The sequence below is a fragment of the Limnohabitans rimovensis (SeqCode) genome (genome assembly GCF_965234775.1).
Lineage (GTDB): Bacteria > Pseudomonadota > Gammaproteobacteria > Burkholderiales > Burkholderiaceae_C > Limnohabitans > Limnohabitans rimovensis.
In genome coordinates this window covers 1,382,448-1,406,296 of sequence record NZ_OZ248562.1, presented here as the reverse complement: position 1 = coordinate 1,406,296, position 23,849 = coordinate 1,382,448, and the positions used below count along the sequence as shown (strand labels likewise).

General features: G+C 57.8%; 25 protein-coding genes. 22 read left to right on the top strand and 3 right to left on the bottom strand.

Going from position 1 to position 23,849, the window contains the following annotated elements; translation table 11 throughout:
• Positions 1-8 precede the first annotated feature (8 nt).
• The gene (locus AC8GFZ_RS06890) at positions 9-716 is read right to left on the bottom strand and encodes an ABC transporter ATP-binding protein (protein WP_506643656.1); all 708 of its coding nucleotides are present in this window, start codon (positions 714-716) and stop codon (positions 9-11) included.
• Between the two features lie 3 nt (positions 717-719).
• Positions 720-1,961: an ABC transporter substrate-binding protein gene (locus tag AC8GFZ_RS06885; protein WP_506643654.1), complete on the bottom strand. Its 1,242-nt coding sequence runs from the start codon at positions 1,959-1,961 to the stop codon at positions 720-722.
• Between the two features lie 173 nt (positions 1,962-2,134).
• Between AC8GFZ_RS06885 and AC8GFZ_RS06880 the strand changes: the two genes are divergently transcribed.
• Genes AC8GFZ_RS06880 through AC8GFZ_RS06790 form a run of 19 tightly spaced genes read left to right on the top strand, consistent with a single transcriptional unit; the run spans position 2,135 to position 19,943 of the window.
• A complete protein-coding gene (locus AC8GFZ_RS06880; protein WP_506643652.1) occupies positions 2,135-3,106 on the top strand; it encodes a branched-chain amino acid ABC transporter permease in 972 nt (323 codons plus the stop codon).
• Positions 3,103-4,023, top strand: a complete 921-nt coding sequence (locus AC8GFZ_RS06875; protein WP_506643650.1) for a branched-chain amino acid ABC transporter permease — start codon at positions 3,103-3,105, stop codon at positions 4,021-4,023. Before AC8GFZ_RS06880 ends, AC8GFZ_RS06875 begins: the two co-directional genes overlap by 4 nt.
• Complete coding sequence (locus AC8GFZ_RS06870; RefSeq protein ID WP_506643648.1) at positions 4,020-4,811, top strand: ABC transporter ATP-binding protein; 792 nt, start codon at positions 4,020-4,022, stop codon at positions 4,809-4,811. Before AC8GFZ_RS06875 ends, AC8GFZ_RS06870 begins: the two co-directional genes overlap by 4 nt.
• Positions 4,812-4,858: 47 nt before the next feature.
• A complete protein-coding gene (locus tag AC8GFZ_RS06865) occupies positions 4,859-5,689 on the top strand; it encodes a DUF4437 domain-containing protein (RefSeq protein ID WP_506643646.1) in 831 nt (276 codons plus the stop codon).
• A gap of 39 nt (positions 5,690-5,728) precedes the next feature.
• Complete coding sequence (locus AC8GFZ_RS06860; protein WP_506643645.1) at positions 5,729-6,886, top strand: acyl-CoA dehydrogenase family protein; 1,158 nt, start codon at positions 5,729-5,731, stop codon at positions 6,884-6,886.
• An 11-nt stretch (positions 6,887-6,897) separates the two neighbouring features.
• The gene (locus AC8GFZ_RS06855; protein WP_506643643.1) at positions 6,898-8,565 is read left to right on the top strand and encodes an alpha/beta fold hydrolase; all 1,668 of its coding nucleotides are present in this window, start codon (positions 6,898-6,900) and stop codon (positions 8,563-8,565) included.
• Positions 8,566-8,592: 27 nt separating this feature from the next.
• A complete protein-coding gene (locus AC8GFZ_RS06850) occupies positions 8,593-9,759 on the top strand; it encodes a RidA family protein (RefSeq protein WP_506643641.1) in 1,167 nt (388 codons plus the stop codon).
• 3 nt (positions 9,760-9,762) lie between these two features.
• On the top strand, positions 9,763-10,275 hold the full coding sequence (locus AC8GFZ_RS06845) for an FAS1-like dehydratase domain-containing protein (protein WP_506643639.1): 513 nt from the start codon (positions 9,763-9,765) through the stop codon (positions 10,273-10,275).
• The gene (locus AC8GFZ_RS06840; protein WP_506643637.1) at positions 10,256-10,684 is read left to right on the top strand and encodes a MaoC/PaaZ C-terminal domain-containing protein; all 429 of its coding nucleotides are present in this window, start codon (positions 10,256-10,258) and stop codon (positions 10,682-10,684) included. Before AC8GFZ_RS06845 ends, AC8GFZ_RS06840 begins: the two co-directional genes overlap by 20 nt.
• Positions 10,685-10,687: 3 nt before the next feature.
• Positions 10,688-11,308: a hypothetical protein gene (locus AC8GFZ_RS06835; protein ID WP_506643635.1), complete on the top strand. Its 621-nt coding sequence runs from the start codon at positions 10,688-10,690 to the stop codon at positions 11,306-11,308.
• A gap of 29 nt (positions 11,309-11,337) precedes the next feature.
• On the top strand, positions 11,338-12,882 hold the full coding sequence (locus AC8GFZ_RS06830) for a class I adenylate-forming enzyme family protein (protein WP_506643633.1): 1,545 nt from the start codon (positions 11,338-11,340) through the stop codon (positions 12,880-12,882).
• 4 nt (positions 12,883-12,886) lie between these two features.
• On the top strand, positions 12,887-13,189 hold the full coding sequence (locus AC8GFZ_RS06825; RefSeq protein ID WP_506643631.1) for a DUF1330 domain-containing protein: 303 nt from the start codon (positions 12,887-12,889) through the stop codon (positions 13,187-13,189).
• Positions 13,190-13,249: 60 nt separating this feature from the next.
• Positions 13,250-14,362: an alkene reductase gene (locus tag AC8GFZ_RS06820; protein ID WP_506643629.1), complete on the top strand. Its 1,113-nt coding sequence runs from the start codon at positions 13,250-13,252 to the stop codon at positions 14,360-14,362.
• A gap of 31 nt (positions 14,363-14,393) precedes the next feature.
• On the top strand, positions 14,394-14,897 hold the full coding sequence (locus tag AC8GFZ_RS06815; protein WP_506643627.1) for a MaoC family dehydratase: 504 nt from the start codon (positions 14,394-14,396) through the stop codon (positions 14,895-14,897).
• Between the two features lie 14 nt (positions 14,898-14,911).
• Positions 14,912-16,318, top strand: coding sequence for an MmgE/PrpD family protein (locus AC8GFZ_RS06810; protein ID WP_506643625.1), 1,407 nt, complete (start codon positions 14,912-14,914; stop codon positions 16,316-16,318).
• Positions 16,319-16,343: 25 nt separating this feature from the next.
• A complete protein-coding gene (locus AC8GFZ_RS06805; RefSeq protein WP_506643623.1) occupies positions 16,344-17,552 on the top strand; it encodes a CaiB/BaiF CoA transferase family protein in 1,209 nt (402 codons plus the stop codon).
• A gap of 3 nt (positions 17,553-17,555) precedes the next feature.
• Entirely contained in the window at positions 17,556-18,374 is an 819-nt protein-coding gene (locus AC8GFZ_RS06800) for an HpcH/HpaI aldolase/citrate lyase family protein (protein ID WP_506643621.1), read from the top strand.
• Positions 18,371-19,540: a thiolase family protein gene (locus AC8GFZ_RS06795; protein WP_506643619.1), complete on the top strand. Its 1,170-nt coding sequence runs from the start codon at positions 18,371-18,373 to the stop codon at positions 19,538-19,540. The genes AC8GFZ_RS06800 and AC8GFZ_RS06795 overlap by 4 nt, the downstream gene beginning before the upstream one ends.
• A gap of 1 nt (position 19,541) precedes the next feature.
• Complete coding sequence (locus AC8GFZ_RS06790; RefSeq protein WP_506643618.1) at positions 19,542-19,943, top strand: Zn-ribbon domain-containing OB-fold protein; 402 nt, start codon at positions 19,542-19,544, stop codon at positions 19,941-19,943.
• A 47-nt stretch (positions 19,944-19,990) separates the two neighbouring features.
• Here AC8GFZ_RS06790 and AC8GFZ_RS06785 read toward each other — a convergent pair whose 3' ends face one another.
• A complete protein-coding gene (locus AC8GFZ_RS06785) occupies positions 19,991-20,551 on the bottom strand; it encodes a carboxymuconolactone decarboxylase family protein (protein WP_506643616.1) in 561 nt (186 codons plus the stop codon).
• 223 nt (positions 20,552-20,774) lie between these two features.
• Here AC8GFZ_RS06785 and AC8GFZ_RS06780 point away from each other — a divergent pair, with 223 nt between their 5' ends.
• From AC8GFZ_RS06780 to AC8GFZ_RS06770, 3 genes are all read left to right on the top strand, one after another.
• A complete protein-coding gene (locus tag AC8GFZ_RS06780; RefSeq protein ID WP_506643614.1) occupies positions 20,775-21,941 on the top strand; it encodes an ABC transporter substrate-binding protein in 1,167 nt (388 codons plus the stop codon).
• Between the two features lie 100 nt (positions 21,942-22,041).
• Positions 22,042-22,902: a branched-chain amino acid ABC transporter permease gene (locus tag AC8GFZ_RS06775; RefSeq protein ID WP_506643612.1), complete on the top strand. Its 861-nt coding sequence runs from the start codon at positions 22,042-22,044 to the stop codon at positions 22,900-22,902.
• Complete coding sequence (locus tag AC8GFZ_RS06770) at positions 22,899-23,843, top strand: branched-chain amino acid ABC transporter permease (protein WP_506643610.1); 945 nt, start codon at positions 22,899-22,901, stop codon at positions 23,841-23,843. Before AC8GFZ_RS06775 ends, AC8GFZ_RS06770 begins: the two co-directional genes overlap by 4 nt.
• Positions 23,844-23,849 lie beyond the last annotated feature (6 nt).

Here is a 23,849-nt window from a genome sequence, read left to right as displayed (position 1 = left end):
GCAGGGCTTTAAACCATCAGATATTGCTGCCGCACCTGTGGCAAGTTATTCAGTTCGGCAGGGGTTCCCTGATAAGGTATTTGCCCTTTTTCAATGATGTAGACACGGTCTGCAAGCTCATTGGCAAAGCGCAAATTCTGCTCGCTGATGAGCACGGTTTGACCTGCAGACTTGAGTTGCTTCAAACGCTGCAACATGGCTTCAATGACCAGCGGTGCCAAGCCCTCTGAGGGTTCATCCAGCAAAATCAAATCGGGATTGCCCATCATGGTGCGCGCAATGGCCACCATGCGCTGCTGACCACCGGACAAGGCCCCAGCTTTGCGATCCAAAAAGTTGCGGATGTCCGGAAACAAATCCAGCACTTCAGCCAGTCCCCAGCGGGAGCTGCCGTCGCGTGCATTCATGCGCGCGGTTTCCAAATTTTCAGCCACGGTCAAAGACGTGAACAAGCGGCAGTCCTCGGCCACATAGCCCAAACCCGCGCGGCAAACTTGAAAGGGTTCTAGGCGTGCAATGGGCTGGTTCTTGAAAAAAACATCCCCCTTGCGAGGGGGTACCAAGCCCATGATGGAGGACAAGGTGGTGGTTTTGCCTGCGCCATTGCGCCCGAGCAAGGCCACCACTTCGCCTTCTTGCACTTCTAATGAAATACCAAACAGAACCTGGCTGTCCCCGTATGCCGTCTCCAGGCCCTCAACCCGCAACAAGGCCATGGGTTAACTGCCACGCGAGCGCAACAACTCTTGGCAAGGTCGTGCGTAGTCTTCGGTGCGATAGGTTTTGATATCGGTCACGCCAATGCCATCGGGAAAAGCGGCATCGCGCTTGACGGTGCCGACATAAAAGTCAAACATGGCCATGTTGTCACAGCCACGCACTTTGGTCTTGCCCGTGGGGCCTTCAAAGCTGATGGTGGACATGGCTTGAATGACTTTTTCCACATCGGTCGCAGTACCTGCTTTGCGAATGGATTCGACGATCATCTTGCCTGCTGAGTAACCCACGGTGGTGGGGCCAGTGGGGTAGGTCTTCATCCGCTTTTCAACTTCGGCGGCAAAGCTTTTGGACTTGGCAGAGTTGAGTGCGTAAAACGGATACCAAACCGTGCCAGCCGTGTTGGCAGGCAACAAGTCTTTCACTGAACTCATCTTCACCAGGTCTAAGCCGTGGGTGAAAAACTGGGTCTTTCCCGCGAACAAGCCAAAGTCTTTGGACGCTTTGAGCAAGTTCACCAGGTCAGCGCCAAAGCCACCATTCACAATCAAATCCACGGGTTGGGCTTGCAACGCTGTGACGTGAGCCGAGAAGTCGGTGGCACCCAGCTTTGACCATTCCTGGCGCACCACCACCACATCGGGGCGGGCTAGCTTGAGGGCGCGCATGAAGTCCTCGATGAATTGCTGACCATATTCGTAGTCAGGTGCAATGGTTGAGATGCGTTTGATGTCGGGCCTTGCTTTGATGTATTCGGCGATCACGCTGCCAATTTCGACGGTCGACAAATTGGCGCGCGAAATGTAGGGGTGGCCAGACTCGCCGGTGAGGCGTTTGGTGGTGGCAAAACCGCCGGTCACCAGCACCTTGTGCTCTTTGCCCAAATTGCCCACGGCAATGGCTGCACCACTGTGGATGCCCACGGTCACGAACTTGATTTTGTCTTCCAAGATCATGCGCCGACCTTCGGTCACGGCTTTCTCAACTTGGCCGCCCATGTCTGCGCTGACCAATTGGAACGGACGCCCTTTGAGGCCCCCCGCAGCATTGGCTTCGTCGACTGCAATTTGAAATCCGGTGCGAATGGAATCTGCAATGAATGCAAAGCCGCCGCTGTAGATATCGATCAGACCCAGTTTGATGGGGTCGTTGCCGCTGGCCGCTTGAGCATGGGCCGAGGGTGAGATCAAGGCCGCGGCCAGGGCCAGGGCGGGAAACAAACGATTTTTGATCAAGCGGTGCACAAGATTTCTCCTTGGTTGATGCGTGCTTGATTCTGCGGTGATATCTCTGTGCTTGTCAATCGCAGTTGCCCCGATCTTTGTCAAAAGTCAAACTTGCAACGTTCAGGTGCGCTCGGGTAAACCCGGATTTGCTGCATGCATTTTCTTTTGTCCGGACAAATAGTGATTGCAACTTGTCTTCGGGTCTGGCAAACTGGTTCAATGCCCACCGAATCCACACGTTTGTCACCATGATGGAGTTTTTCTCGCAACACTTTGCTTGGATGCTCGAACCCACTGTTTTGGCGCGTCAAACGCTGGCTGGGGTTTCCAACGGCATGCTGCTTTTTTTGATATCTGCTGGCTTGTCGCTCATTTTCGGTGTGCAACGGATTCTGAATTTTGCGCATGGTGTGTTGTTCATGTTGGGGGCTTTTGTGGCTGTCAGCCTCTCGGCCCAATGGGGCGAAAGCGGGGCCATGTTTGCTTGGGTCTTGTTGGCCGCAACGGTGGTGTTGGCCCTGGTGGGTGGCTTGATCGAATGGGGTCTTTTGCGCAGGATCTACAGTGCACCCCATGAGTTTCAACTGCTGATCACCTTTGCCCTGGTGTTCATCATGGGAGATGTCGTCAAACTGATCTGGGGCAATGAAGATCGGTCCATGACTGCGCCTCAAGCCCTGTCAGGTGCCGCGCAGACCTTGGGCATCACGTTTCCGAATTACCGCTTATTTCTTATCTTCACTGGCGTTGTGGTGGCGGTTGCACTGTGGGTATTGCTGCACAAAACCCGGTGGGGAATTTTCATCAGGGCGGCCACCAATGATCGGGCCATGTTGGGTGCCTTGGGCGTCAACACGCGCTGGCTTTACACCAGCGTTTTCGCGCTCGGTTCAGCGCTGTCGGGTCTGGGTGGTGCGTTGGCTGCGCCTGTGGTCTCGGTGGGGCCAGGCTTGCATGTCCAAATCATCATTGACGCTTTTGTGGTGGTGGTCATTGGCGGCATGGGCAGTGTGATGGGCGCCTTGGTGGCCTCTCTGTTGGTGGGGGTGATCAATGCCTATGGGGTGCTGGCTTTCCCAGGCTGGTCCGTCGTCATGACTTTTGTGTGCATGGCTGTGGTGCTGATTGTTCGACCCTGGGGCTTGTTTGGGAGCCCCGAATGACGGCGCATCGCAAATGGGCGGCTTTGGTGTGCACCTCGCTGGTGCTTTTGCCTTGGTCGCTGAGTGATTTTTGGATTTTCATTGCCATCGAGGTGCTGGCCTTTGCCCTGTACGCCATGAGCTTTAATTTGTTGCTGGGCTTTGGCGGCATGTTGTCATTTGGGCATGCCGCATTTTTTGGGGTGGGCGCTTACAGCGCAGCGATTTTTTTCAAGCGGAGTGGTTTGGATGTCGAGTGGATGTTCACCCTTGCCCCCTTGGTGGCCATGGGGGTGTCGGCTGTGATGGCTGGGCTGATTGGCTTTTTTTCTGTGCGCCGATCAGGCATCTATTTTTCGATGCTGACCTTTGCATTTCAAATGTTGCTCTTTACCGTGGCCATGAAGGCCTCCGGGTTGACGGGCGGGGATGATGGCATCACGGGTCTTAAGCCACCCGGCACATTGGGTACGCCCATGGGTTATTACTGGTACGCCTTGGCCTGGTGTTTGCCCTGTGTATACCTGTTGCATCGCTTGGTCCATTCGCCTTTTGGTTTGACCTTGCGCGCCCTCAAAGATGACCCCATGCGTGTGCAGTATGTGGGCGTACATGTGCGTCAACACCAATGGGTTGCTTTTGTGATCAGCGCTGCATGTGCGGGACTGGCAGGCGCATTGTTTGCCTTTTCGACCGGCAATGTGTTTCCTTCTTGGCTCAACTGGACGGCCAGTGCCACGCCCGTGGTGATGGCGGTGCTGGGTGGCGTTCAGTCCTTTTATGGGCCTGCTGTGGGCGCTGCGGTTTATGTCGTCCTCGAAGTCATGATCAGTGGCAAAACTGAATACTGGCCTTTGGCCATGGGCATCATCATTGTGCTTTTGGTGTTGCTCATGCCCACTGGCTTGGTGGGCCGCTTGAAAAAGGTCGACACATGAGTGCCGACAACTCCGACTTTGTGCTGAAGGTGGAGGGCATTTCCAAACGCTTTGGAGGCCTGCAGGCTTTGCAAAGTGTCGACATGCATGTCAAGCCAGGGGAATTTCACGCCATCATCGGCCCCAATGGGGCGGGTAAAAGCACCTTCTTCAACACACTGACAGGATTGTTAAAGGCCGATGAGGGGCACATCTCCTTTGACGGACGCAATGTGACCGGGCTTGCACCCCATCGATTGACCCGGCTGGGCATGGGGCGCACCTTTCAAATCACCCGTGTGTTTCATGGCATGACGGTCTTGGAAAACGTGCAAGTGGCATTGTGTGCACATGCGCAGCAGACTTGGAAAGTCTGGACTGCAGCCAGTGGGCTGCATGTTCAGCGTGCCAAAGACTTGCTCGAGCGCGTGGGTTTGGCCGCGCAATGGGCCCGAACCGCCAAAACGCTGGCCCATGGAGATCAGAAGCGTTTGGAGTTGGCGATTGCCTTGGCCAGCCAGCCCAAGTTGTTGTTGCTGGATGAGCCCACCGCTGGCATGGCCGCGCAAGAGAGATTGGCCTCCATACAGTTGGTGCATCAGGTGGCCCAACAGTTGGGCATCTCCTGCGTGTTTACCGAACATGACATGGCGGTGGTTTTTGCGGTGGCCAGCCGCATCACGGTGTTACACCAAGGCAAAGTGTTGGCTGTGGGTCTGCCGCAAGAAGTGCGCGCCAGTGCCGTGGTTCAGCAGGTTTACCTGGGTGAGCCCGTCGTCACCGATGGGCAGCCAGTCCCTCAAGGCTAAAGCATCACATGGGCTTACAACACGCCAGGGTTTTAGACACGCACAGCATGCCCTGGGAAAGTGGCCTGGATTTTTTGGCGACCTTGGCCCCAGCGTTTCGTGACAACCTGGGCCCTGTCGATCAAGTGGCGGCCAACTTTGGCAAGTACCGGCAAAAAAACCTATACCTTGACCGCGACAGCACGCGCCGTTTGGATTTGGTTCAACTCGAACCCGGTTACAGCGATTTGACGCATTGTTGCCATGATTCGGTGGAAGAGGGGTTTTTGCTGGGTGGTGAGGTGGTGCTTGATGGTGAGGGCACACTGCATGAGGCCGACTACTTTTGGCGCCCCCCAGGTTGGATTCACCATGCAAAAACCCTTCCGGGTGTGGAGTTGCTGCTGGGATTTGAGGGGCGATCCAATGAAAGTGGGCCAGTCAGTCGTTATGTGTGCCCATCTGACTTGGCTGGGCGCAATCATTTGATTTCGGATAACCATGACGCATCTTTGGGCACACGGGGCCGCGTTTGCAAAGTGTCTTCAACCAATTTGGTCTGGCAGCCCGGTGCGGCTTATGCGCGCGGCGAAGGCCGATTGGAAGGTTTTGATGTAGAGCATCTGTCGGTGCGTGTGCTCAGCCGCAACCCTCTCACGGGTCAACAAACGGCACTGCTTCGTTTGGCACCCGGATACCAGCAAAGCTCATCCGGAGCACATACCGCTTGGTGTCAGATGTTTGTACTCGCTGGTGGTGTGCAGTGGGGTGGTGAACAGATGGGTCGGGGTGTTTTCGTTCACCGACCAGCTGGTGCTGTGGAGGCCGCCATGGCCAGTCAACAGGGTGCTTTGATTTACGCCAAAGTCGATGGCTGGTTGGACTTCACGCCCGCTTGAATTCAAGAAACTAATGAACTGGTCCCACAGGAGAGGCAGATGAATTTCGACACCATCCCCGAGCACCAAATGTTGCGCGACAGTGTGCGCCATTTTTTGGATACCGAACTGCCAGAAAAAACCATTCGCGAATATGACCGTGCGCGCAAAATCCCGCGCAGCATTTGGCCCAAATTGGCCGCTCAAGGTTGGATGGGCATTTCAGTGCCCGAAGAATATGGCGGTGCGGGCGGCGACATCATGCAAGGCACCATCTTGTGTGAGGAGTTGTCGAGGCGGTTCCCCTCCCTGGGCACCGATTGGTTGCTGACATCCATGACCGCGCGTGTTTTCATGGAAGTGGGTACCCCCGAGCAAAAGGCCCATTACTTGCCGCTGTTGACCAAGGGCGAGTTTTTGATGGGCTTTGGCATGAGCGAACCCGGCGGGGGCACCGATGTGCTCAGCTTGAAAACCCGCGCCAGCTTGAGCAATGGCGAGTGGACGGTGCGGGGCCAAAAGCTGTACACATCGCTGGCCGATGATGCCGATGCCATTTTGGTGCTGTGCCGAACAGAACCTGAGACCGAAGGCAAACGCGCCCGTGGCATGTCACTGGTGCTCACACCGCGCCAACAACCGGCGGTCACCGTGCGCCGTTTGGAGTTGATGGGCATGCGCGCCGCGTGCACCTGCGAGGTCTTTTTTGACGATGCCAAAGCCCCGGAAGCGGCGGTGTTGGGCGAGCGCGGTCGCGGTTGGTACCACCTGCTGGCCAGTTTGGACGAGGAGCGCATTCTGTGTGCGGCCATGTATGTGGGCATCACCAGCGCGGCTTTGGAACAGGCCTTGCAGTACGCCCTGGACAGGCAGGCTTTTGGCCGCTCCATCGGGCAGTTTCAAGCGGTGCAGCACCCCTTGGCGGAAGTGGCCACCGAGTTGGAGCAAATTCGATTGCTCACCTACAAAGCGGCTTGGTTGCTCAGCCAGGGGCGCGAGTGCGCCACCGAGGCCGCGATGGCCAAACTGGCGGCCACCGAAACCGCGGTGCGGGCCACCGACAAATGCATGCGCATCTTGGGTGGCTATGGCTTGGTGGAAGAGACCCCCATGGAGCGTTTGTTTCGCGACACCCGCTTGGGCCCTTTCAGCCCCATATCCAACGAGATGGTGAAAAACTTTTTGGGCGAGCGCATGGGTTTGCCCAAGAGCTATTGAGGCGCCAGACCATGAAGATCACCAAACATTTCGTCACCGTGGGCCAGCGGCGCGTGCACTATTTGCGCGCTGGGCAAGGTCCAGCAGTCGCCATGTTGCATGCATCACCTTGTTCATCCAAGGTGATGCGGCCCTTGATGGACATCTTCGCCCAGCAGTACACCTGTTTTGCGTTCGATACCCCAGGCTTTGGCCTTTCCGACCCCTTGCCCATCGATGGACCGTCGGTGGAAGATTTTGCGGACGCCCTGGCCGAAACCTTGACGGCCTTGGGCATTGGGCAAGTGGCCACCTATGGGCGGCACACCGGTGCTTCCATCGCTGTCGAGTTTGCGGCTCGGCACCCGGATCGCTGCAGCATGGCCTTGGCCGATGGCTTTGCCGTGTTTGCCAAAGCCTATTCGCCCAGCGAACTCGAGGCGTACTTGGAGCCCATCATTCCCCAATGGGACGCGGCGCATATTTTGCGGTTGTGGTTTCGCTACCGCGACCAGCATGTGTTTTGGCCATGGAACAAACAGTTTGATGCCAACCGATCCGACACCGATGTGCCCGATTTGGATTTCTTGCACCGTGGTGTGGTCGAGCTGCTGCAAGCGGGCGATGGCTACCGCGTGGGCTATGCGGCCCCGTTTCGCCACCGCGCTTTGGGGGTGGTGCCAGATTTAAAAGTGCCGGTGTGCTTTGGCAACCGACCTGGCGACAGCATGTACCTGACCCGTCATCTTTACCCAGACGGCGTATGGATGGCCGATGTGCCGCGTGAGTTTGAAGCGGCGTCTGTGCACGAAATGGATTTGTTGGCCCAACACCCGGCCAGCCAACCCGTGCCCGCAGCGCCCCCTTGCCAGGCGCTGCCCCAGCGCTTGACCGAGACCTATGTGGATTTTGAAGGGGCGCAGTTGGCGGTGCGAAGCCGAGGTGACTGGGGCCAGGCCACACCGGTTTTGTTGCTGCACCATGCACCGGGCTCATCGCGTTTGTATGAATCGGCCATGTTGACCATCGGTGAAAAGCACCCAGTCTTGGCGCTGGATTTGCCAGGCCATGGCGAATCGGATGCGCTGACCGGCAACCCGCAAGACCACGCCACATGGGTGCGTGCCGTGGCCCATGTGCTCGACCACATGGGTGTCAAGCGGGTGCATGTGTGGGGCCACCAGGGCGGCGCGGCCTTGGCTTGTGCCTTGGCTGTGCAACACCCTGACAAGGTGGCCTCTGTGGTGTTGGATGCGCCCTTGTGGGCAGATGCAGCCACGCGTGACCGACTGATGGCAGATGGCATCCCCGATGTGAAACCCAGTTGGGAGGGCGCCCATTGGTTGCGCGCTTGGCACCATGCCCGCGATGCCGAACTGTGGTGGCCTTGGTTTGATCGCCGCATATCGCAGCGCAAGCCACAGCCGTCTCAAATTGACCCCGTGCGCTTGAACGCCTGGGTGTTGGAAGCCATGAAGCAGCCCGACAGCTATGCCGGTGCCTGGCGCGCGCACTGGTCATTTGATTGGGCAGGCCAATGGCCGCAAGTCAAAGCCCCGCTTCACTGCACCACCGCACACAACGACACCTATGCCCATTTGAGCCTTCATCCACCGCAAGGCATGCCCACCGCGGTTTCTCACCCCAGCGAGGAACACCTCCAAGCACTGAGTGGCTGGTGGCAAAAAAATGCACCCTGATTTCTTTTTTATCGACCCATCATCACCATGAAACTCCAAGCCATCACGCCCGCCCACTACCCTTGGTACGACTATGCGCGCTATTCCTTTTCCTTGGGCTTGAAAACCGAACGCGGCGCTTACTTGTCAGGCCACACAGCGTCCGAGTACGACCCCATCGCCAAAAAAATCGTTGTGCGCGGCAGCATGAGCGATCAGGTGCGCACGGCCTACGCCAAGATCGCTGCCATCTTGGAAGGGGCCGGCATGGGCTTTCAAGATGTGGTGCGGGTGGTCGAATACGTCCGGCCCGAAGGCATTGAGCGTTACGCCGAAGCCGCAGCGGTGCGCGCGGAAGTGTTTGGTACCCATCAGCCCACGGTGCACACCGTGCCGGTGAAAAGTTTGCTCCGGCCAGAGGCCTTCATTGAGATCGAAATCACCGCCGGCCCGGTGGGTGCGGCCACCGATGTGGGTTCCCGGGCCTCGCCCGCGCGCGACTCGGCTGGGGTGGTTTACTTGCCGACCATTCAACCGGTCGATGCCCAGGGGCGCATCGTGGGTGCTGGAGACATCGTGGCGCAAACCGCCTATATCTTTGAGCAAGCGGGAAAGATGCTGGCTGCGCTGGGTTTGGGTTTTCACAATGTGGTCAAAACCGTGGATTACCTCACGGCCCAAGGCTTGGCCCAGTACAAAGGGACCGGGCGCATTCGAAAACAGCATTTGGGGCCCATCTACCCTGGCGCCGCAGGTTTGATGATGCCGCGCTTGGTGCATCCTGAGGCTTTGATCCAATACGACTTCATCGCCTCGCGCGATGTGCTGGAGTGCATCAACCCGGGTTGGACCCGCTATGAAAAACTCACCTACAGCCCTGCGGTCAAAGCAGGCAAGCTGTTGTTCATGTCGGGCCAAGGGGCCTTGGACCCGGCCACAGAACGGGTGGTGCACGAAGACGATGTGGTGGCACAAGCCGAGTACACCTACCGCAATATTCTCAAAGTGCTGGAGGCCGCGGGCGCTGGCCCACAAAATCTGGTCAAAACCATTGAATACGTCACGCCCAATGCCTTGGCCGACTACCGCAATGTGGCTGGCGTGCGCGCGGCTTTATTGCGCACACCTTACCCGGCATCGACCGGTTTGATTTGTGAGGCATTGCTCAGGCCCGAGATGAAGATCGAAGTCGATCCGTTCGCGATATTGGACTGACCCATGGCCTTGCTCACCCCAGAACTGCAAGCGCTGATTGGTCGGCAAGTGCATTACCCTGCGCGCGAAGCTTTGGGCCATGCATCCATCCGCTACTTCGCATTGGCGATGCACGACGACAACCCTTTGTACGTCGACGAGGCCTACGCCCAAGCCGCTGGCCACGCGGGCGTGATCGCCCCACCCACGCTGGTGTGTGAGACCTGCCAATACGCCCACCGCGCACCTGATGCCGATGGGTATATCGGGCATGAGTGGCATTTGCCTGTGCCCGGCTGCCGCATGATCCGCGCCGGCAACGACTACACCTTCAACCGCCCCATCTTGGCAACCGACCGCATATCAGTGACCTGGACTTTGGAGAGCATGGTGGAAAAGCCGTCTTCCAGGGGTGGGATGCAGTTGTTTGTGATGTCGGTGGCCACGTATGCCGACGCGCAAGGCCACACCGTGGCGACCAACCGCGAAGCCTTGGTCTTTCAACCTTTGGTGCCCCATGCTCAGACCCAGCCTTGACCCCAGCCAGCTGCGACCTGGCGATGCCTTGCCAGAGCAGGCCCACACCTTCACCGAAGTTGACTTGGTGGCCTATGGTGCGGCCACCTGGGACTGGCACCGTTTGCACTATGACAAAGCGCATGCCCAGTCCAAGCAATTGCCGGGCGTGTTGATCGATGGTCAAGCCTTTGGCGCTGTGTTTGCGCGGGAGGCCGTGCGTTGGGCTGGCCCCCAGGCGTTCATCCAGCGCATGGCCTTGAAAATGAAATCCATGGCTTTCGCCGGCGACTACCTGGTGGCGCGCGGCCAGGTGATGACCATCGATGCACCCGCGGGACATTGGGTGGTGCACATCGATCAGCAACTCATGTGCGGCGAGCGCTTGGTGGCGCAGGCCATCAGCGAGATCCGCATGGGCAAGGCCTGAACCATGGGCATGGCGCTCAACCCCTCGTTGGACTTGACCTGGCGGGAATACGCCATGCCCGATGCCAGTGGGGCGGTTCAATTGGCGCGCTTGCCGTCGTTGGCCTCAGATCACTTTTGGGCCTTGGTGCAATTCCCCCCGAATTGGCGCCGAATTCGGCCCGGGCATTACAGCGTGGATGAAGATTTTTTGCTGCTGCATGGCGACTTGACCATCAACGACCAAGGGTGGCGGGCCCGCGAGCATGGATTTGTGCCGGCCCACGCTTGGCGCGGACAAACCTTTTCACGCCATGGGTGCGTGGCCTGTGCGCGCTTCCATGGCCGGCCCGAATGGCATGCCGGCCCAGCGGCGCACGTGCCCACGCAAGCCAGCCGACACAGACCAGCGTGGCCCACATGGCCGGCTGTCAACCTGCTCGGCCTGGGGTCTGCACAAGTGGCTTTTGAACAGCAGGGCATGACCCACGGGGTGCTGCCGTCTTCGACCTTGGCTGCTTTGCAGGCCCGTGGGGTGGCGATGGATGCGTTTGATCTGCCTACGCCCAGGGGACACGCCAAGCCGGACCTCACAGATGAAGTGCCATCCGGATTCCATTGGGCGCGTTGGCCCCGCATGATTTGATTTTTGAAACCACTTTGCACAACCCAGCCATGAACCTCGCTGCCACCATGACCCAATCGGCCTTGAAATGGCCGCACAAAACCGCCTTGGTCTTTGAAGGCCAACGCTGGACCTATGGCCAGTGGAATGACTGGGTCAACCGCGCTGCGGGTGCGTTTGCGGCCAGCGGTGTGGTCAAGGGCGATCGGGTGGCTTTTTTCACCTACAACTTGCCACAGCAGATCACAGGCTTTTACGCCCTGATGAAGTTGGGTGCGATTCCCGTGCCCATCAATTACCGGCTGGCGCCCAACGAGGTGAAGTACATCATCGAAGACTGCGGCGCCAAGATGCTGGTGTTCGAGGAAAACCTGCGCGCACCGGTCATGGCCATCAAAGACCAATTGAAGCTGGAAAAGCTCATCTACATTGGTGACCAGGTTCAAGCGGGCGAAATCCGTTTCGATGACTTTGTGTCCGCAGGGGGCCATCAGGAGCCACAGGTTCATGTCGATTGGCACGACCCGGCCTTGATCATGTACACCTCTGGCACCACGGGGCGACCCAAAGGGGTGGTGCGATCCCATTTGGCAGAAATCGTGGGCAGCATGACCATGGCGGTCGAAGTGGGGTTTCGTCACGAAGATGTGATCCTGCACAACAAGCCCTTGTTCCACATTGCCCAATTCCATTTGCAGTTGATGCCCTTCATCCAGATCGGCGGCACCAACGTTCTGACGCGTGGATTTGATGTGCACGAAACCTTGTCTTTGGTCGAGGCTGAGCGGATCACCGTGTTGCACGGCGTGCCCACGCAAATGGTGATGCTGGTGGCTACCGATTTGAGCCAATACGACTTGAGCAGTTTGCGCTGTGGTTTTTATGGTGGTCAGACCTTGGCCGACGATGTCACGCGCAAGTGCATGGCTTTGTTCCCAGACTACTTTGGCAATATTTACGGCTCCACCGAAGCCCTGGCGGTCACCGTGTGTGACTACCGGCGCCGGCCAGAAAAACTGGGCAGTGTGGGGCAAGCGGCGGTCAACATGGAAGTGCGGGTGATCCGCAATGACAGCGTGGATCCCAACCAGGTTTGCAGCGCGGGAGAAATTGGTCAATTGATTGCGCGTGGTCCTTCCTTGTTCACCGAGTACTGGGGCTTGCCCGACAAAACTGCAGAGACGCTGCGCAATGGGTGGTATTTTTCGGGCGATGCGGCGGTGGCCGACAGCGAGGGCTTCATCACCGTGATGGGGCGCATGGACCACACCATCAAAAGCGGCGGCGAAAATATCCACCCTTCTGAAATTGAGAACATCTTGTTTGAGCACCCTGGTGTGGCCAATGCAGCTGCGGTGGGCTTGCCCAGCCAAAAGTGGGGCCAAGTGGTGTGCGCTGCCATCGTGCGCAAAGACCCCGCCCTGGATGCCGCGGCCATGGACGCTTTTTGTTTGCAAAACCCCGATTTGGCCGCCTTCAAGCGACCGCGCCATTACTTTTTCATTGATGCGATTCCGTCCAACCCCACGGGCAAAGTCGAGCGCGGCAAGCTCAAAGACCTGCTCATCGCACAACTGACCCAGCCATTGGATTGACACCATGCCCGCTTTGTTCATCATCCAAGCCCAACTCAGCCCAGACCCAGCGTTCATGGCGCGCTACAAGCAATACCAAGCCCAAGTCCAGCCCTTGATGGCGCTGCATGGTGGCAAGGTGCTGGCCATTGGCAAGGACCTCGAGGTCATGGAGGGCCAGCACGATGGTCAACGCCTGATCGTCTTGGAGTTTCCCAGCATGGGCCATCTGAAGGCCTTTTGGCATTCCAAAGAATACGCACAGATCAAACCATTGCGCGAAAACGGCGCCCAGGTGCAGGCCTGGGCTGTGCCCACCATGGCTTGAGCCCCAAGCTGCTGCACCGCTGAACGCTGACTTCCCTTTCAACCCAGGAGACCGAACACCATGTCCAACTTGTTTTCACCCATCCAGCTGGGTGACCTTCAACTTGCCAACCGCATTTGGATGGCGCCATTGACCCGCTCGCGAGCCACCCCTGAGCGCGTGCCAACCCCCATGATGACCGAGCACTATGTGCAGCGGGCTTCTGCGGGCCTGATCATTGCCGAGGCCACCAATGTGGCTTTGCGTTCGAACGCTTGGGAATGCACGCCAGGCATCTTCACCGCTGAGCAAATCGCTGCTTGGCGGGTTTTGGTGGATCACGTGCACCAAGCCGGCGGCAAGATCGCGCTGCAGTTGTGGCACGGCGGCCGCGTGGCCGCGGACAACCGGGAGCAACCCGATCCCCCGCTGTCACCGTCGGGGGTGAACGACAACATAGACACCATCACCGTGTGGGGCCGCGATGAGCAAGGTATTTTTCGCAAGAAAACAGCCTGTCCCTCGCGTGAAATGACCTTGGCCGAAGTGGAAGACACCATTGCCGCCTTTGGCCGTGCGGCCCGTGCCGCGCGCGAAGTGGGCTTTGATGGGGTTCAGTTGCATGCGGCGAATGGTTATTTGCCCCATCAGTTCTTGTCACCCTATTTGAACCGCCGCACCGATGCCTATGGGGGCTCACCCCAGGGGCGCGCTCAATTCGCGTTGCAGGCCATGCGCGCCATGATTGCCGAGTTTCCTGCGGGGCGCGTGGGCATGCGCATTTCCCCTTTCACCACTTTCAATGGCGCGTTGGACCCGGACCCCATTCCCACTTACCGCTATTTGGTCGATGAACTCGCCCGCCATGGCATGGGCTGGTTGGAGTTGGCCGACACCAATTTTTGGGCAGGCCAATTCGACCGCGATCAAATGCTGTCCCTCACCCGACCGGTGTTTGATGGGCCCATCATTGCCAACGGTGGGATTGACCCACAAACGGCGCAAACCCTGATTGCCAATGGGTCCATCGATGCCGTTTCGTTTGGCCGCTTGTGGATGGCCAACCCTGATTTGCCCGAGCGCATCCGTGCCGATGGACCCTATCAAAAGGCCATCACCAAACGCTTTTACGGCGGCGGGCCCGATGGTTACAACGATTACCCGACGTTGGCCGAAGAAAAAAGTTTGGCATGAAACATTTTTAAAACCACAAACAGGAGAGCCCATGATCACAGCCCGCGAAATCGGACCCCAGCGTTACCGCACCTCTTATGGCCGTTACTTTGAGGATTTCCAAGTTGGCGATGTGTATGAGCACCGCCCAGGCCGCACCTTGACCGACCAAGACAACATCAGTTTTGCGCTGCTCACCATGAACCAGCACCCCATGCATTGCGACATGGAGTTCGCGAAGAAAAGCGAATTTGGCCGCTTGCTCATCAACAGCCCCTTGTCCTTGGCGGTGGTGGTGGGCATGACGGTCAATGACGTCAGTGCCAAAGCCATTGCGAATTTGGGTTGGAAAGACATCAAACTCAGCGGCCCGGTGTTCGCGGGCGACACCTTGTATGCCGAAACAAAGGTGTTGGACAAACGCGAGTCCAAGTCACGCCCCCACCAGGGCATCGTGACCGTGCACACCCGTGGCATCAACCAGGATGGCGTCGAGATCATGTCCTTTGAGCGCATCATTTTGGTGGCCTGCCGTGGCCATGCCGTGGATGATTGAGTCAGGTCATTCGCATGCAAAAGCCTGACGCCGACACCACCCCAGTGGCTGGCCCGCTTGCGGCAAGCTATGCCCATTGGGCGCATGCGTTGCACTGGCGCGACCTTCCCGCCGAAGTGGTGGCCCAAGGCCAACACCTGATCTTGGATGCCCTGGGCATTGCGCTGGCTTCAGGCCGCTACCCTTTTGCCCAACAAACATTTCTGGCGATGCAAGACCTGTGCCCCAGCACAGGCCCTGTCCCGGTATTTGGCATGCAAGCCCATTTGCCAGCCCGCGATGCGGCCTTGATCAATGGCTTGCTGATTCATGGCTTGGATTACGACGACACCCACCCTGGCAGCGTGGTCCATGCCACTGCATCGGTGTTTGCCGCCGCTTTCAGCGTGGCCTGCCAACAAGACAGCACCGGTGAAGATTTGCTGCTGGCTTATGTGGCCGGCATGGAGGTGGCCACCCGCGTCGGCATGGTGGCTGGTGGCGTGTTTCACAAAGCGGGCTTTCACCCCACAGCAGTGGCCGGTATTTTTGGTTGCGTGATCGCGGCGGCTCGCTTGTGGGGATTGGATGAGGCGCAAACCGTGCACGCCCAGGGCATCGCCCTGTCGATGGCCGCTGGGACCTTGGAGTTTTTGAAAGAGGGCGCAGGCACCAAACGCTTCCACCCTGGGTGGGCGGCCTCCAGCGCCATCGTGGCGGTGGCCTTGGCGCGGCGCGGCATGAGCGGACCATCCACCGCCTACGAAGGCCAATATGGTTTATACGCCAGCCATTTGGGAACAGCCTTGGACGCTTGTCGCATGGAATTGGCCACGCAGGGTTTGGGCGTGGCGTGGGAGTTGATGCGCGTGGCGGTCAAGCCCATCCCTGCATGCCATTTTGTCCATGCCTGCATCGATGCGGCCAGCGCCTTGCGCCCTGAGTTGGCGCTGGGAGAGTTGTCGCACATCGTGGCCCGCGTGGCCCAGGGTTATGTGCCGGTGGTGTGCGAGCCAGTGGCCCAAAAGCGCCGACCATCGAATGCTTATGAAGCCCAGTTCAGCGTGCAATATGGCATTGCCACAGCCTTGCGCCATGGCAAGTTCGGACTGCAGGCCTTGGAGCCCGAAGCCATGCAAGACCCGCTCACCCAGGCCTTGGCCGATAAAGTGCGCTACGAAGTCGACCCCGATGCCGATTACCCCAAGTACTTCCCGGGTGAGGTGGTGCTGCATTTCGCCGATGGCCGCCAGGTCGTGCACAAAGAACCCATCAACCGCGGCGCGCCCGGTCGGCCCATTGCCCATGCCGATATCGTGACCAAGTTCATGGACAACGCCGCTCTGGCCTGGCCCGTGTCAGCGGCGAGCGCATTGCGCGACGGCGTGCTGAACTTGCCCCACATCCGCACCCGCGAGCTGGCCCAGTTGTTGGCGGCTTGACATCCATGGCGACAAGGAAATTTTCATGACAACATCTTTCACCAACCCGCCCGCAGCGCCTGTGTTGCAAGGCTTGCGCATTTTGTCGGTCGAGCAATATGGTGCGGGGCCATTTGGCACCCAATACTTGGCCGACCTGGGTGCAGAGGTCATCAAAATTGAAAACCGCAAAGACGGCGGCGATGTGGGTCGCATGGTGGGTCCGCATTTCTTTGGGCCGGGTGACAGCCACTTCTATCAATCCTTCAGCCGCAACAAAAAGAGCCTGACCCTGGACCTCAAACACCCTGAAGGTCAAGCCGTGTTGCACCAACTCGCGCGCGACGCCGATGTGGTGTTCAACAATTTGCGTGGCGACTTGCCCCCCAAACTGGGCCTGACCTATGAGCAACTCGGGCGCATCAAACCCGCTTTGGTGTGTGCGCACCTGTCGGCTTATGGGCGCAAGGGTTCGCGGGCCAATTGGCCGGGTTACGACTATTTGATGCAAGCCGAAGCGGGTTATTTGTCCTTGACCGGTGAACCCGACGGCCCACCTTCTCGCGCAGGCCTGTCCATCGTGGACTACATGACCGGCACCACGGCGGCCTTGGCCATGCTCGCGGGCGTGTTGTCGGCTCGGAAAACCGGAAAAGGCAGAGATGTGGATGTCAGCCTTTACAGCGTGGCCATGTACAACCTGGCTTATTTGGCCACTTGGTACCTGAATAAAGGCGTGGTCACAGGACGCCAAGCCAGGTCTGGCCATCCTTCCCTGGTGCCCAGCGAGTTGTACCGCACCCAAGATGGTTGGATGTTTGTGATGTGCAACAAGGAAAAATTTTGGGCCGTGCTGTGTGAAAAGATCAATCGCCCGCAGTGGATCAGCGATGAGCGGTTTGGCAGTTTTGCGGCCCGCTTAAAAAATCGCCTTGAACTCAATGCGGCCTTGGACGAGGTGCTGCAACAACAAACCACCGCCCATTGGTTGAAGGTGTTTGCAGGCCAGGTACCCGCATCGGCGGTGAATGATGTGGCCCAAGCCTTGGACAATGAATTTGCGCAGGAGATGGGCATGGTGGTCAACGTGGACCACCCGCAAGGCCCCATTCGCACCATGGCTTGTCCCATCACGGCCGGGCCGGTGGCCGCCGTGGCCGCGCCCAGCTTGGGTCAGCACACAGCACAAGTGCTGAAAGAGGCGGGTTTTACCGATCAACAAATTGAAAAACTGCGCGAACTCGCGGTGATATGACCCATGAAAAGCTATTTATTTGTCCCTGGCGACCGTGCCGAGCGTTTTGACAAGGCCCTGGCCACCGGCGCCCATGCGGTGATCATTGACCTGGAGGATGCGGTGGCGCCCGAGGCCAAGGTTTCTGCCCGCGCAGCCATTGGCCAATGGCTGCACCCGGACAAACCCATTTATCTGCGGTGTAACGCTTACGGAACGCCTTGGTTTGATGGTGATTTGGATTTGCTCAGCCACCCAGGCGTGCGTGGCTTGGTATTGCCCAAGGCGCAGGAACCCGATTTGTTGATCCAACTGGCCAAAAGCCTGCGCCCTGATCAGCGCCTGTTGCCGATTGTCGAAAGTGTGTTTGGTTGGGACCGCGCTCGGGAACTGGCCAGCGCGCCCGCGGTGGACAGGTTGATATTTGGTTCGGTCGATTTCGCTTCTGACGCGGGCATGGGCAGTGATGGCGAAGAACTCAATGCCGTGCGCACCCATTTGGTCTTGGTTTCGCGCTTGGCCGGTGTGCGCTCGCCGGTTGACGGCGTCACCTTGGCATTTGCCGATGACCAAGCCTTGGTCAGCGATGTGGCGCGCGCGCGGCGCATGGGCATGGGTGCGAAATTGTGCATTCACCCCAAGCAAGTGGCCGGCGTCAACCAGGGATTCGCACCCAGTGCCAGTGAATTGGCATGGGCCCAGCGCGTTTTGCAGTCAGTTGAGCAACATGGCTTGGGCGCCATCGCGGTGGATGGCAAATTGGTCGATCGCCCCGTGTGGTTGCTCGCACAAAGCTTGGTCGCTGAAGCACAGACATCTGGCAATGCCGCGGTGAACCCATGAGCGCAGCCGTTCAAGCCTGCGTGGCCGGCATTTACGAGCACCCCTTGCGGGTGGCGCCAGACCATTCGGTGGCGCGCTTGCATGCCGACGTGGCCCACGGCGCTTTGCGCGATGCCGGATTGACCCTCAACGATGTGGATGCATATTTCTGTGCGGGCGATGCACCCGGTTTGGGGCCGACATCGATCGTTGACTATTTGGGCTTGAAGCGCCTCCAAGTGGTGCAGACCACCGAGCTGGGTGGGGCCTCTTACCTGTCGCATGTGGGTGAAGCAGCAGCAGCGATTGCGGCCGGCCGTTGCAAAGTGGCCTTGGTCACCTTGGCGGGGCGCCCCAAGTCCGAGGGCTCCAGCGGGACCAAGCCGCGCAACTATGGCGACACCGCGCCGGATGCTGAGTTTGAGCGCCCTTACATGCCCACGCCGCTCAACAGCTATGCCATGTGTGCCATGCGGCACATGCACGAATTTGGCACCACTTCTGAGCAATTGGCATGGATCAAGGTGGCCATGTCACACCATGCGCAACACAACCCGAACGCATTGCTGCGACAGGTGATGACGGTGCAGGATGTGTTGGACTCTCCCCGTGTGGCCGACCCCTTGCGGCGCGCCGACTGTTGTGTGGTGACCGATGGCGGCGGTGCGGTGGTGGTGGTTCATCCCGATGTGGCGAAATCATTGCGCCAACCGCTGGTGCAAGTGGTGGGCATGTCGGCCTCGGTCAAGGGCCAATCGGGTGGGCAGGTGGATTTGACCCACTCGGCCACGGCATGGACCGCGCCCCGTGCATTTGCGCAAGCCGGCATCACCCCCCGCGACATTCGATACGCCTCCATTTACGACAGCTTCACCATCACCGTGCTGATGCAACTGGAAGACCTGGGTTTTTGCGCCAAAGGTGAGGGCGGTCAGTTTGTCGCTGATGGCCAGTTGATCGCCGGGCAAGGAAAGCTCGCGGTCAACACCGATGGGGGTGGCCTGTGCAACAACCACCCGGCCAACCGCGGTGGGATGACCAAGGTCATTGAAGCGGTGCGCCAATTGCGCGGTCAAGCCCATCCCAAAGTGCAGGTGCCGAACTTGGAGTTTGCCTTGGCCAATGGCATCGGTGGATTTTTGGGCTCGCGCCATGGCGCCGCCACCTTGATCATGAAAAGGGTTTGACATGAACACACCCGCCACCCCTTTGGTCTTTCAAGACCCGCTGCAAAATCCTGAAAACCTCACCTATTGGGAGCAGGCCCAGCAAGGCCGATGGATGCTCAAGCATTGCTTGGCTTGCGATGTGTCACACCATTACCCTCGACCCTATTGCCCCCACTGCGGCAGTGATCAGACCGAATGGCGGGCCAGTGCGGGCGAAGGCGAAATTTACACCTTCACCCGGACGGTTCGCGGCGTTGAAACACCTTATTTGATGGCTTATGTGCGGTTGGATGAGGGGGTGACCGTGTTGACGCATTTGCACGCACCCGATTGGGATGCCGTGCACATTGGCATGCGGGTCAAGCTGGGTTTTTCGGCCAGTGCCTCAGGCCAGAATGTTCCCATCTTTGTGCCTGCTTGATCTCACCCATGCATGCGAACTGGCCCAACATGGTGACGTCAATGACATCAGGGAATAAACGGGCAGCTGTCTTCTTTTTCCACCAGGTCGAAAGCGAAAATCATTTTGGCCATGCCGCACAGCACCGCCATGATGACGCCCAACTCCACCAACTCACCGTCGGTGAAATGGGGTTTCAATCGCGCATGCAAAGCGGCATCCAATTGCCCCTTGGGTTGGGTGAGTGCCATGGTGTCGGCCAAAGCCAGCGCAGCTTTTTCCCGGTCGCTGAAAGGACCGATTTCGTAATCGGCCAAGGCGTCGATTTGGTTTTGACCGATGCCTGCACGCAACGCCGCAGCGGTGTCATTGCGGTTGCAAAAGGCACAGCCATGAACATTGGCCAAGCGCAAGCGCACCAACTCCAACAAGGTCACGGGCAGAGCGCTGCCATAAAAAAGCTTCTTGTAAAAATCATTTTGATACCAGTGGTAGACATGCGGCGCGTGTCCCATGACCTCCACAAAGGTGGCATCCTGGTGCATGGCCAGCGACCGATCGAAGGCTGCCTGCATGGTGGCGTCCAATTGCGCGCGTGGAACTTTGCTCAAAGCGGTTTGGGGTTTCATGGTCGGGGTTCTCCAAAAAGAAATGTTCATCAGCAACGCAGAACCATCTTAGCTGTTGATGGTGATGCATTTTTGAGCAGGGGACTGAACCCAGACACGTTCGCTCACCCCGTCGTGGGTGTTCCAGGCCACCCCCTAGGAAAGCGCGCTTGACGTTGCACCCCTGGGGCCATAAACTGAATTTCACGTGTTCCCTCACCACCACACAACAGGAGTTGTTGACATGAAAATTGCATCCATTGCCACCGCCTTGATGGCCGCTTGTATGGCGTTGACCACGCCGACCATGGCCCAGGAGTCTTTTAAGATCGGTAATCTGTCACCGCTGTCAGGGCCGGCCGCCGCCTTTGGCATCGGCATCAACCGGGGCATTGAACTGGCCGCAGAAGATGTGGGTACCTTTCAAGTCGCAGGCAAACCGTACAAACTCGAGGTGGTTCCATACGACACATCTCTGGACCCCGGAAAAACCGTGGCGGCCCTCAACCGTGCGGTGCTCAACGACAACGTCAAATATGGATTTATTTTGGGCGCTGCGGTGCATGGCGCTGTGTTGCCCATCATTCGGCAAAATGGATTTTTCGATATTTTCATGGGTGCGGCGGGCAAAGAGGTGACCAACGCCGAAAACCCCACGGTGTTTCGCTTCATGGCATCCTCTGACCAGCTGTACTACACGTTCACTCCGGAAATTTATAAAAAGCTCAACATCAAGCGGGTCGCATTCATGGGGCCCAACAACGATTTAGGGCGTTCTGACGTCAAGGTCCTGAAGGAAATTGCTGCCCGCTTGAAGGGCCAGGGCGTTGAGTTTGTCGGTGAAGAGTTGGTCGAGCTCAACGCCAAAGATTTTCAAGCGTCATTGCTGCGTTTGTTGGCCAAAAACCCCGATGTGATCGATACCAATGCATCTCCCACCGGCACGGTGGGCTTGATCGCCAAGCAAGCGCGTGAACTCGGCTACAAAGGCTATTTCATCAGCTCAACAGCCGTGCTCGAGGCCAAGGCCTTGGTCAATGTGGCGGGCAAAGGTGCCGACAACATCGTGGCCTACCGCATTTGGTCAGCCGCACCGACCAAGCTGTATGACCAAATCGCCGAGCGCCACATGGCCAAATACAAAGAGGCCACCCTGGGCACTGTTTGGGAGGCTTATGCCGCCACCCGTTGGGTGGTGGAGGCCGTGCAAAAAGCCGGAACCTTTGACACCAAAAAAGTGGCTGAGCAATTGGCCAACTCCACATTCCAATTTCACCCATATGGTCCGGCCAGTTGGGGCGGAGATAAAACCTACGGCGCTAAGCGGCAAATCCAAACACCCTTGCCTGCATCGATCATCAAAGATGGGGTGTGGACGCCTTTGGATGTGCGCATGGGCACATTGGAATAAATCTTGGCAGTGGCAGTGACGCACCTGTGGCGCTGGAAAACACGATGGGTCATGCATTTATTGGCATGGCCATGGCGCCCAACTTTTTGATCCCACAACCATGAGTTTGACCCTTTTATTGCAAGGTCTGGCCATTGGCTTGGTCAATGGGGCTTTGTACATTCTGACGGCACTGGGCTTGACGCTGATTTATGGCATCTTGCACATTGTGAATTTTGCCCATGGTGAAATCTTCATGCTGGGTGCCATGTTGGTGTACGTGGTTTATGTGCTGTGGGAGTGGCCATTGCTGGCTGCCATTCCCGCCATCGCGATCGCTGCAACCATGGTCGGTTGGTTGGTGGAGCGGGGTATTTTTCGAAGCCTTCGCGGACAGTGGTTGCAATTGTTGGTGGCCACGGTGGGTGTGTCCTTGATCATTCAATCTTTGTCATGGATTGTTTTTGGCGCCCAAGAAAAAAATGTCCCTTCGATATTGCCGGGTGTGTTCATGGCTTGGGGGATTCGAATGCCCTACGAGCGCTTGGCTGCTGCAGGAATTGCCATGTGCATGGTGGCCGCTTTGTACATGGTGGTTTATAAAACCCGATCGGGTTTGGCCATGCGCGCCATTGAGGAAGACGAAGAAACCGCCCGCATGATGGGGATTGATACCGACAAAGTGGCGGGTTTGGCCGTGGCATTGGGCTTTGCTTTGGCGGCCATGGGCGGGGTGTTTGTGGCTCCCATTTACTCCATCAACCCCGGCATGGGTTTGGAAGCCATCTTGATGTCTTTCATCATCATCATCATTGGGGGCTTGGGCAACATCACGGGTACCTTGGTGGCGGGCTTGTTTATCGGTGTGGTGCAGTCCATGGGTGCCTTGCTCTTGGGGGCAGAAGCGGCCCATGTGCTGGTTTTTGTGGTGATGATCGCGGTGCTTATTTTCCGCCCCCAAGGCATGATGGGTAAGCTGTGAACCGATCCATTTGGCCTGTGGTGGTGGCTATTTTGGCCTTGGTTTGCATGCCTGCGGTGGCCAGCACCTATTGGATGCACATTGCCATCGTGGTCTTATTCAACATCACTTACACCGTTGCGTTGTTCAGCGTTTTGCGCATGGGCTATTTGTCCTTGGGCCATGCAGGCTTCATTGCATTGGGGGCTTACACCTGTGTGGTGTTGACCGTGCGCTGGAACTTTTCGCCGTGGTTGGGCATCGTGGCCGCTGGCCTGGTCTCAGGCGCCATGGCCTGGGGTTTGGGTGCCATGACCATGCGCCTGCGAGGTATTTATTTCTCATTGTCCATTTTTGCTTTTGGTGAAATTGTGGTGGCGTTTTTTCGTGCCTTTGATTGGTTTGGTGGCCCATCGGGCATTGCCAATGTGCCCAGACCGAATTTTTTGGGCCATTCATTGAACGATCACTTTTCGTTTTATTGGCTGGTGTTGGCCTTGGCTTTGTTTTTCATGGCCTTGTTGTACCGATTGCAGTTCACCCGTTATGGTGCTGCCTTGCTCACTTTGAAAACCGAAGCCAGCGAGCGCTTGGCCCAAAGCGTGGGCATGGATTCCGCCCGATTGAAGACCGCCACCTTTGCGCTGTCGTGCGCGGTGGTGGGCACCATGGGGGCGGTTCATGCCCAGTACTTGATGTTCATCAACCCGCAAGTTTTCAGCTTTCTCACGTCGACCGATTTACTCATCTACGCCATGGTTGGTGGGATCACGCAATTTTGGGGGCCTGTTCTGGGGGCGGGCCTGTTGACACTCTTGGGGGAACAGTTGTTCTCTGCGGGTTATTGGAAAACATTGGTTTATGCCCTGGTGTTGATGGTCGTCATCTTGTCTCTTCCAGGCGGGCTGATGAGCTTGGTTGATCGGGTTCGTGACAAGTGGTTGAGCAAACCAGGTGGATGATCAGCA

Excerpts from the sequence above, each read along its gene's own strand:
- AC8GFZ_RS06860 (WP_506643645.1), top strand. The coding sequence starts at position 5,729 with ATGAATTTCGACACCATCCCCGAGCACCAAATGTTGCGCGACAGTGTG.
- AC8GFZ_RS06780 (WP_506643614.1), top strand. The coding sequence starts at position 20,775 with ATGAAAATTGCATCCATTGCCACCGCCTTGATGGCCGCTTGTATGGCG.
- AC8GFZ_RS06830 (WP_506643633.1), top strand. The coding sequence starts at position 11,338 with ATGAACCTCGCTGCCACCATGACCCAATCGGCCTTGAAATGGCCGCAC.
- AC8GFZ_RS06775 (WP_506643612.1), top strand. The coding sequence starts at position 22,042 with ATGAGTTTGACCCTTTTATTGCAAGGTCTGGCCATTGGCTTGGTCAAT.
- AC8GFZ_RS06890 (WP_506643656.1), bottom strand. The coding sequence starts at position 716 with ATGGCCTTGTTGCGGGTTGAGGGCCTGGAGACGGCATACGGGGACAGC.
- AC8GFZ_RS06815 (WP_506643627.1), top strand. The coding sequence starts at position 14,394 with ATGATCACAGCCCGCGAAATCGGACCCCAGCGTTACCGCACCTCTTAT.
- AC8GFZ_RS06875 (WP_506643650.1), top strand. The coding sequence starts at position 3,103 with ATGACGGCGCATCGCAAATGGGCGGCTTTGGTGTGCACCTCGCTGGTG.
- AC8GFZ_RS06855 (WP_506643643.1), top strand. The coding sequence starts at position 6,898 with ATGAAGATCACCAAACATTTCGTCACCGTGGGCCAGCGGCGCGTGCAC.
- AC8GFZ_RS06820 (WP_506643629.1), top strand. The coding sequence starts at position 13,250 with ATGTCCAACTTGTTTTCACCCATCCAGCTGGGTGACCTTCAACTTGCC.
- AC8GFZ_RS06835 (WP_506643635.1), top strand. The coding sequence starts at position 10,688 with ATGGGCATGGCGCTCAACCCCTCGTTGGACTTGACCTGGCGGGAATAC.
- AC8GFZ_RS06865 (WP_506643646.1), top strand. The coding sequence starts at position 4,859 with ATGCCCTGGGAAAGTGGCCTGGATTTTTTGGCGACCTTGGCCCCAGCG.
- AC8GFZ_RS06800 (WP_506643621.1), top strand. The coding sequence starts at position 17,556 with ATGAAAAGCTATTTATTTGTCCCTGGCGACCGTGCCGAGCGTTTTGAC.
- AC8GFZ_RS06840 (WP_506643637.1), top strand. The coding sequence starts at position 10,256 with ATGCTCAGACCCAGCCTTGACCCCAGCCAGCTGCGACCTGGCGATGCC.
- AC8GFZ_RS06810 (WP_506643625.1), top strand. The coding sequence starts at position 14,912 with ATGCAAAAGCCTGACGCCGACACCACCCCAGTGGCTGGCCCGCTTGCG.
- AC8GFZ_RS06790 (WP_506643618.1), top strand. The coding sequence starts at position 19,542 with ATGAACACACCCGCCACCCCTTTGGTCTTTCAAGACCCGCTGCAAAAT.
- AC8GFZ_RS06785 (WP_506643616.1), bottom strand. The coding sequence starts at position 20,551 with ATGAAACCCCAAACCGCTTTGAGCAAAGTTCCACGCGCGCAATTGGAC.
- AC8GFZ_RS06845 (WP_506643639.1), top strand. The coding sequence starts at position 9,763 with ATGGCCTTGCTCACCCCAGAACTGCAAGCGCTGATTGGTCGGCAAGTG.
- AC8GFZ_RS06805 (WP_506643623.1), top strand. The coding sequence starts at position 16,344 with ATGACAACATCTTTCACCAACCCGCCCGCAGCGCCTGTGTTGCAAGGC.
- AC8GFZ_RS06870 (WP_506643648.1), top strand. The coding sequence starts at position 4,020 with ATGAGTGCCGACAACTCCGACTTTGTGCTGAAGGTGGAGGGCATTTCC.
- AC8GFZ_RS06825 (WP_506643631.1), top strand. The coding sequence starts at position 12,887 with ATGCCCGCTTTGTTCATCATCCAAGCCCAACTCAGCCCAGACCCAGCG.
- AC8GFZ_RS06795 (WP_506643619.1), top strand. The coding sequence starts at position 18,371 with ATGAGCGCAGCCGTTCAAGCCTGCGTGGCCGGCATTTACGAGCACCCC.
- AC8GFZ_RS06850 (WP_506643641.1), top strand. The coding sequence starts at position 8,593 with ATGAAACTCCAAGCCATCACGCCCGCCCACTACCCTTGGTACGACTAT.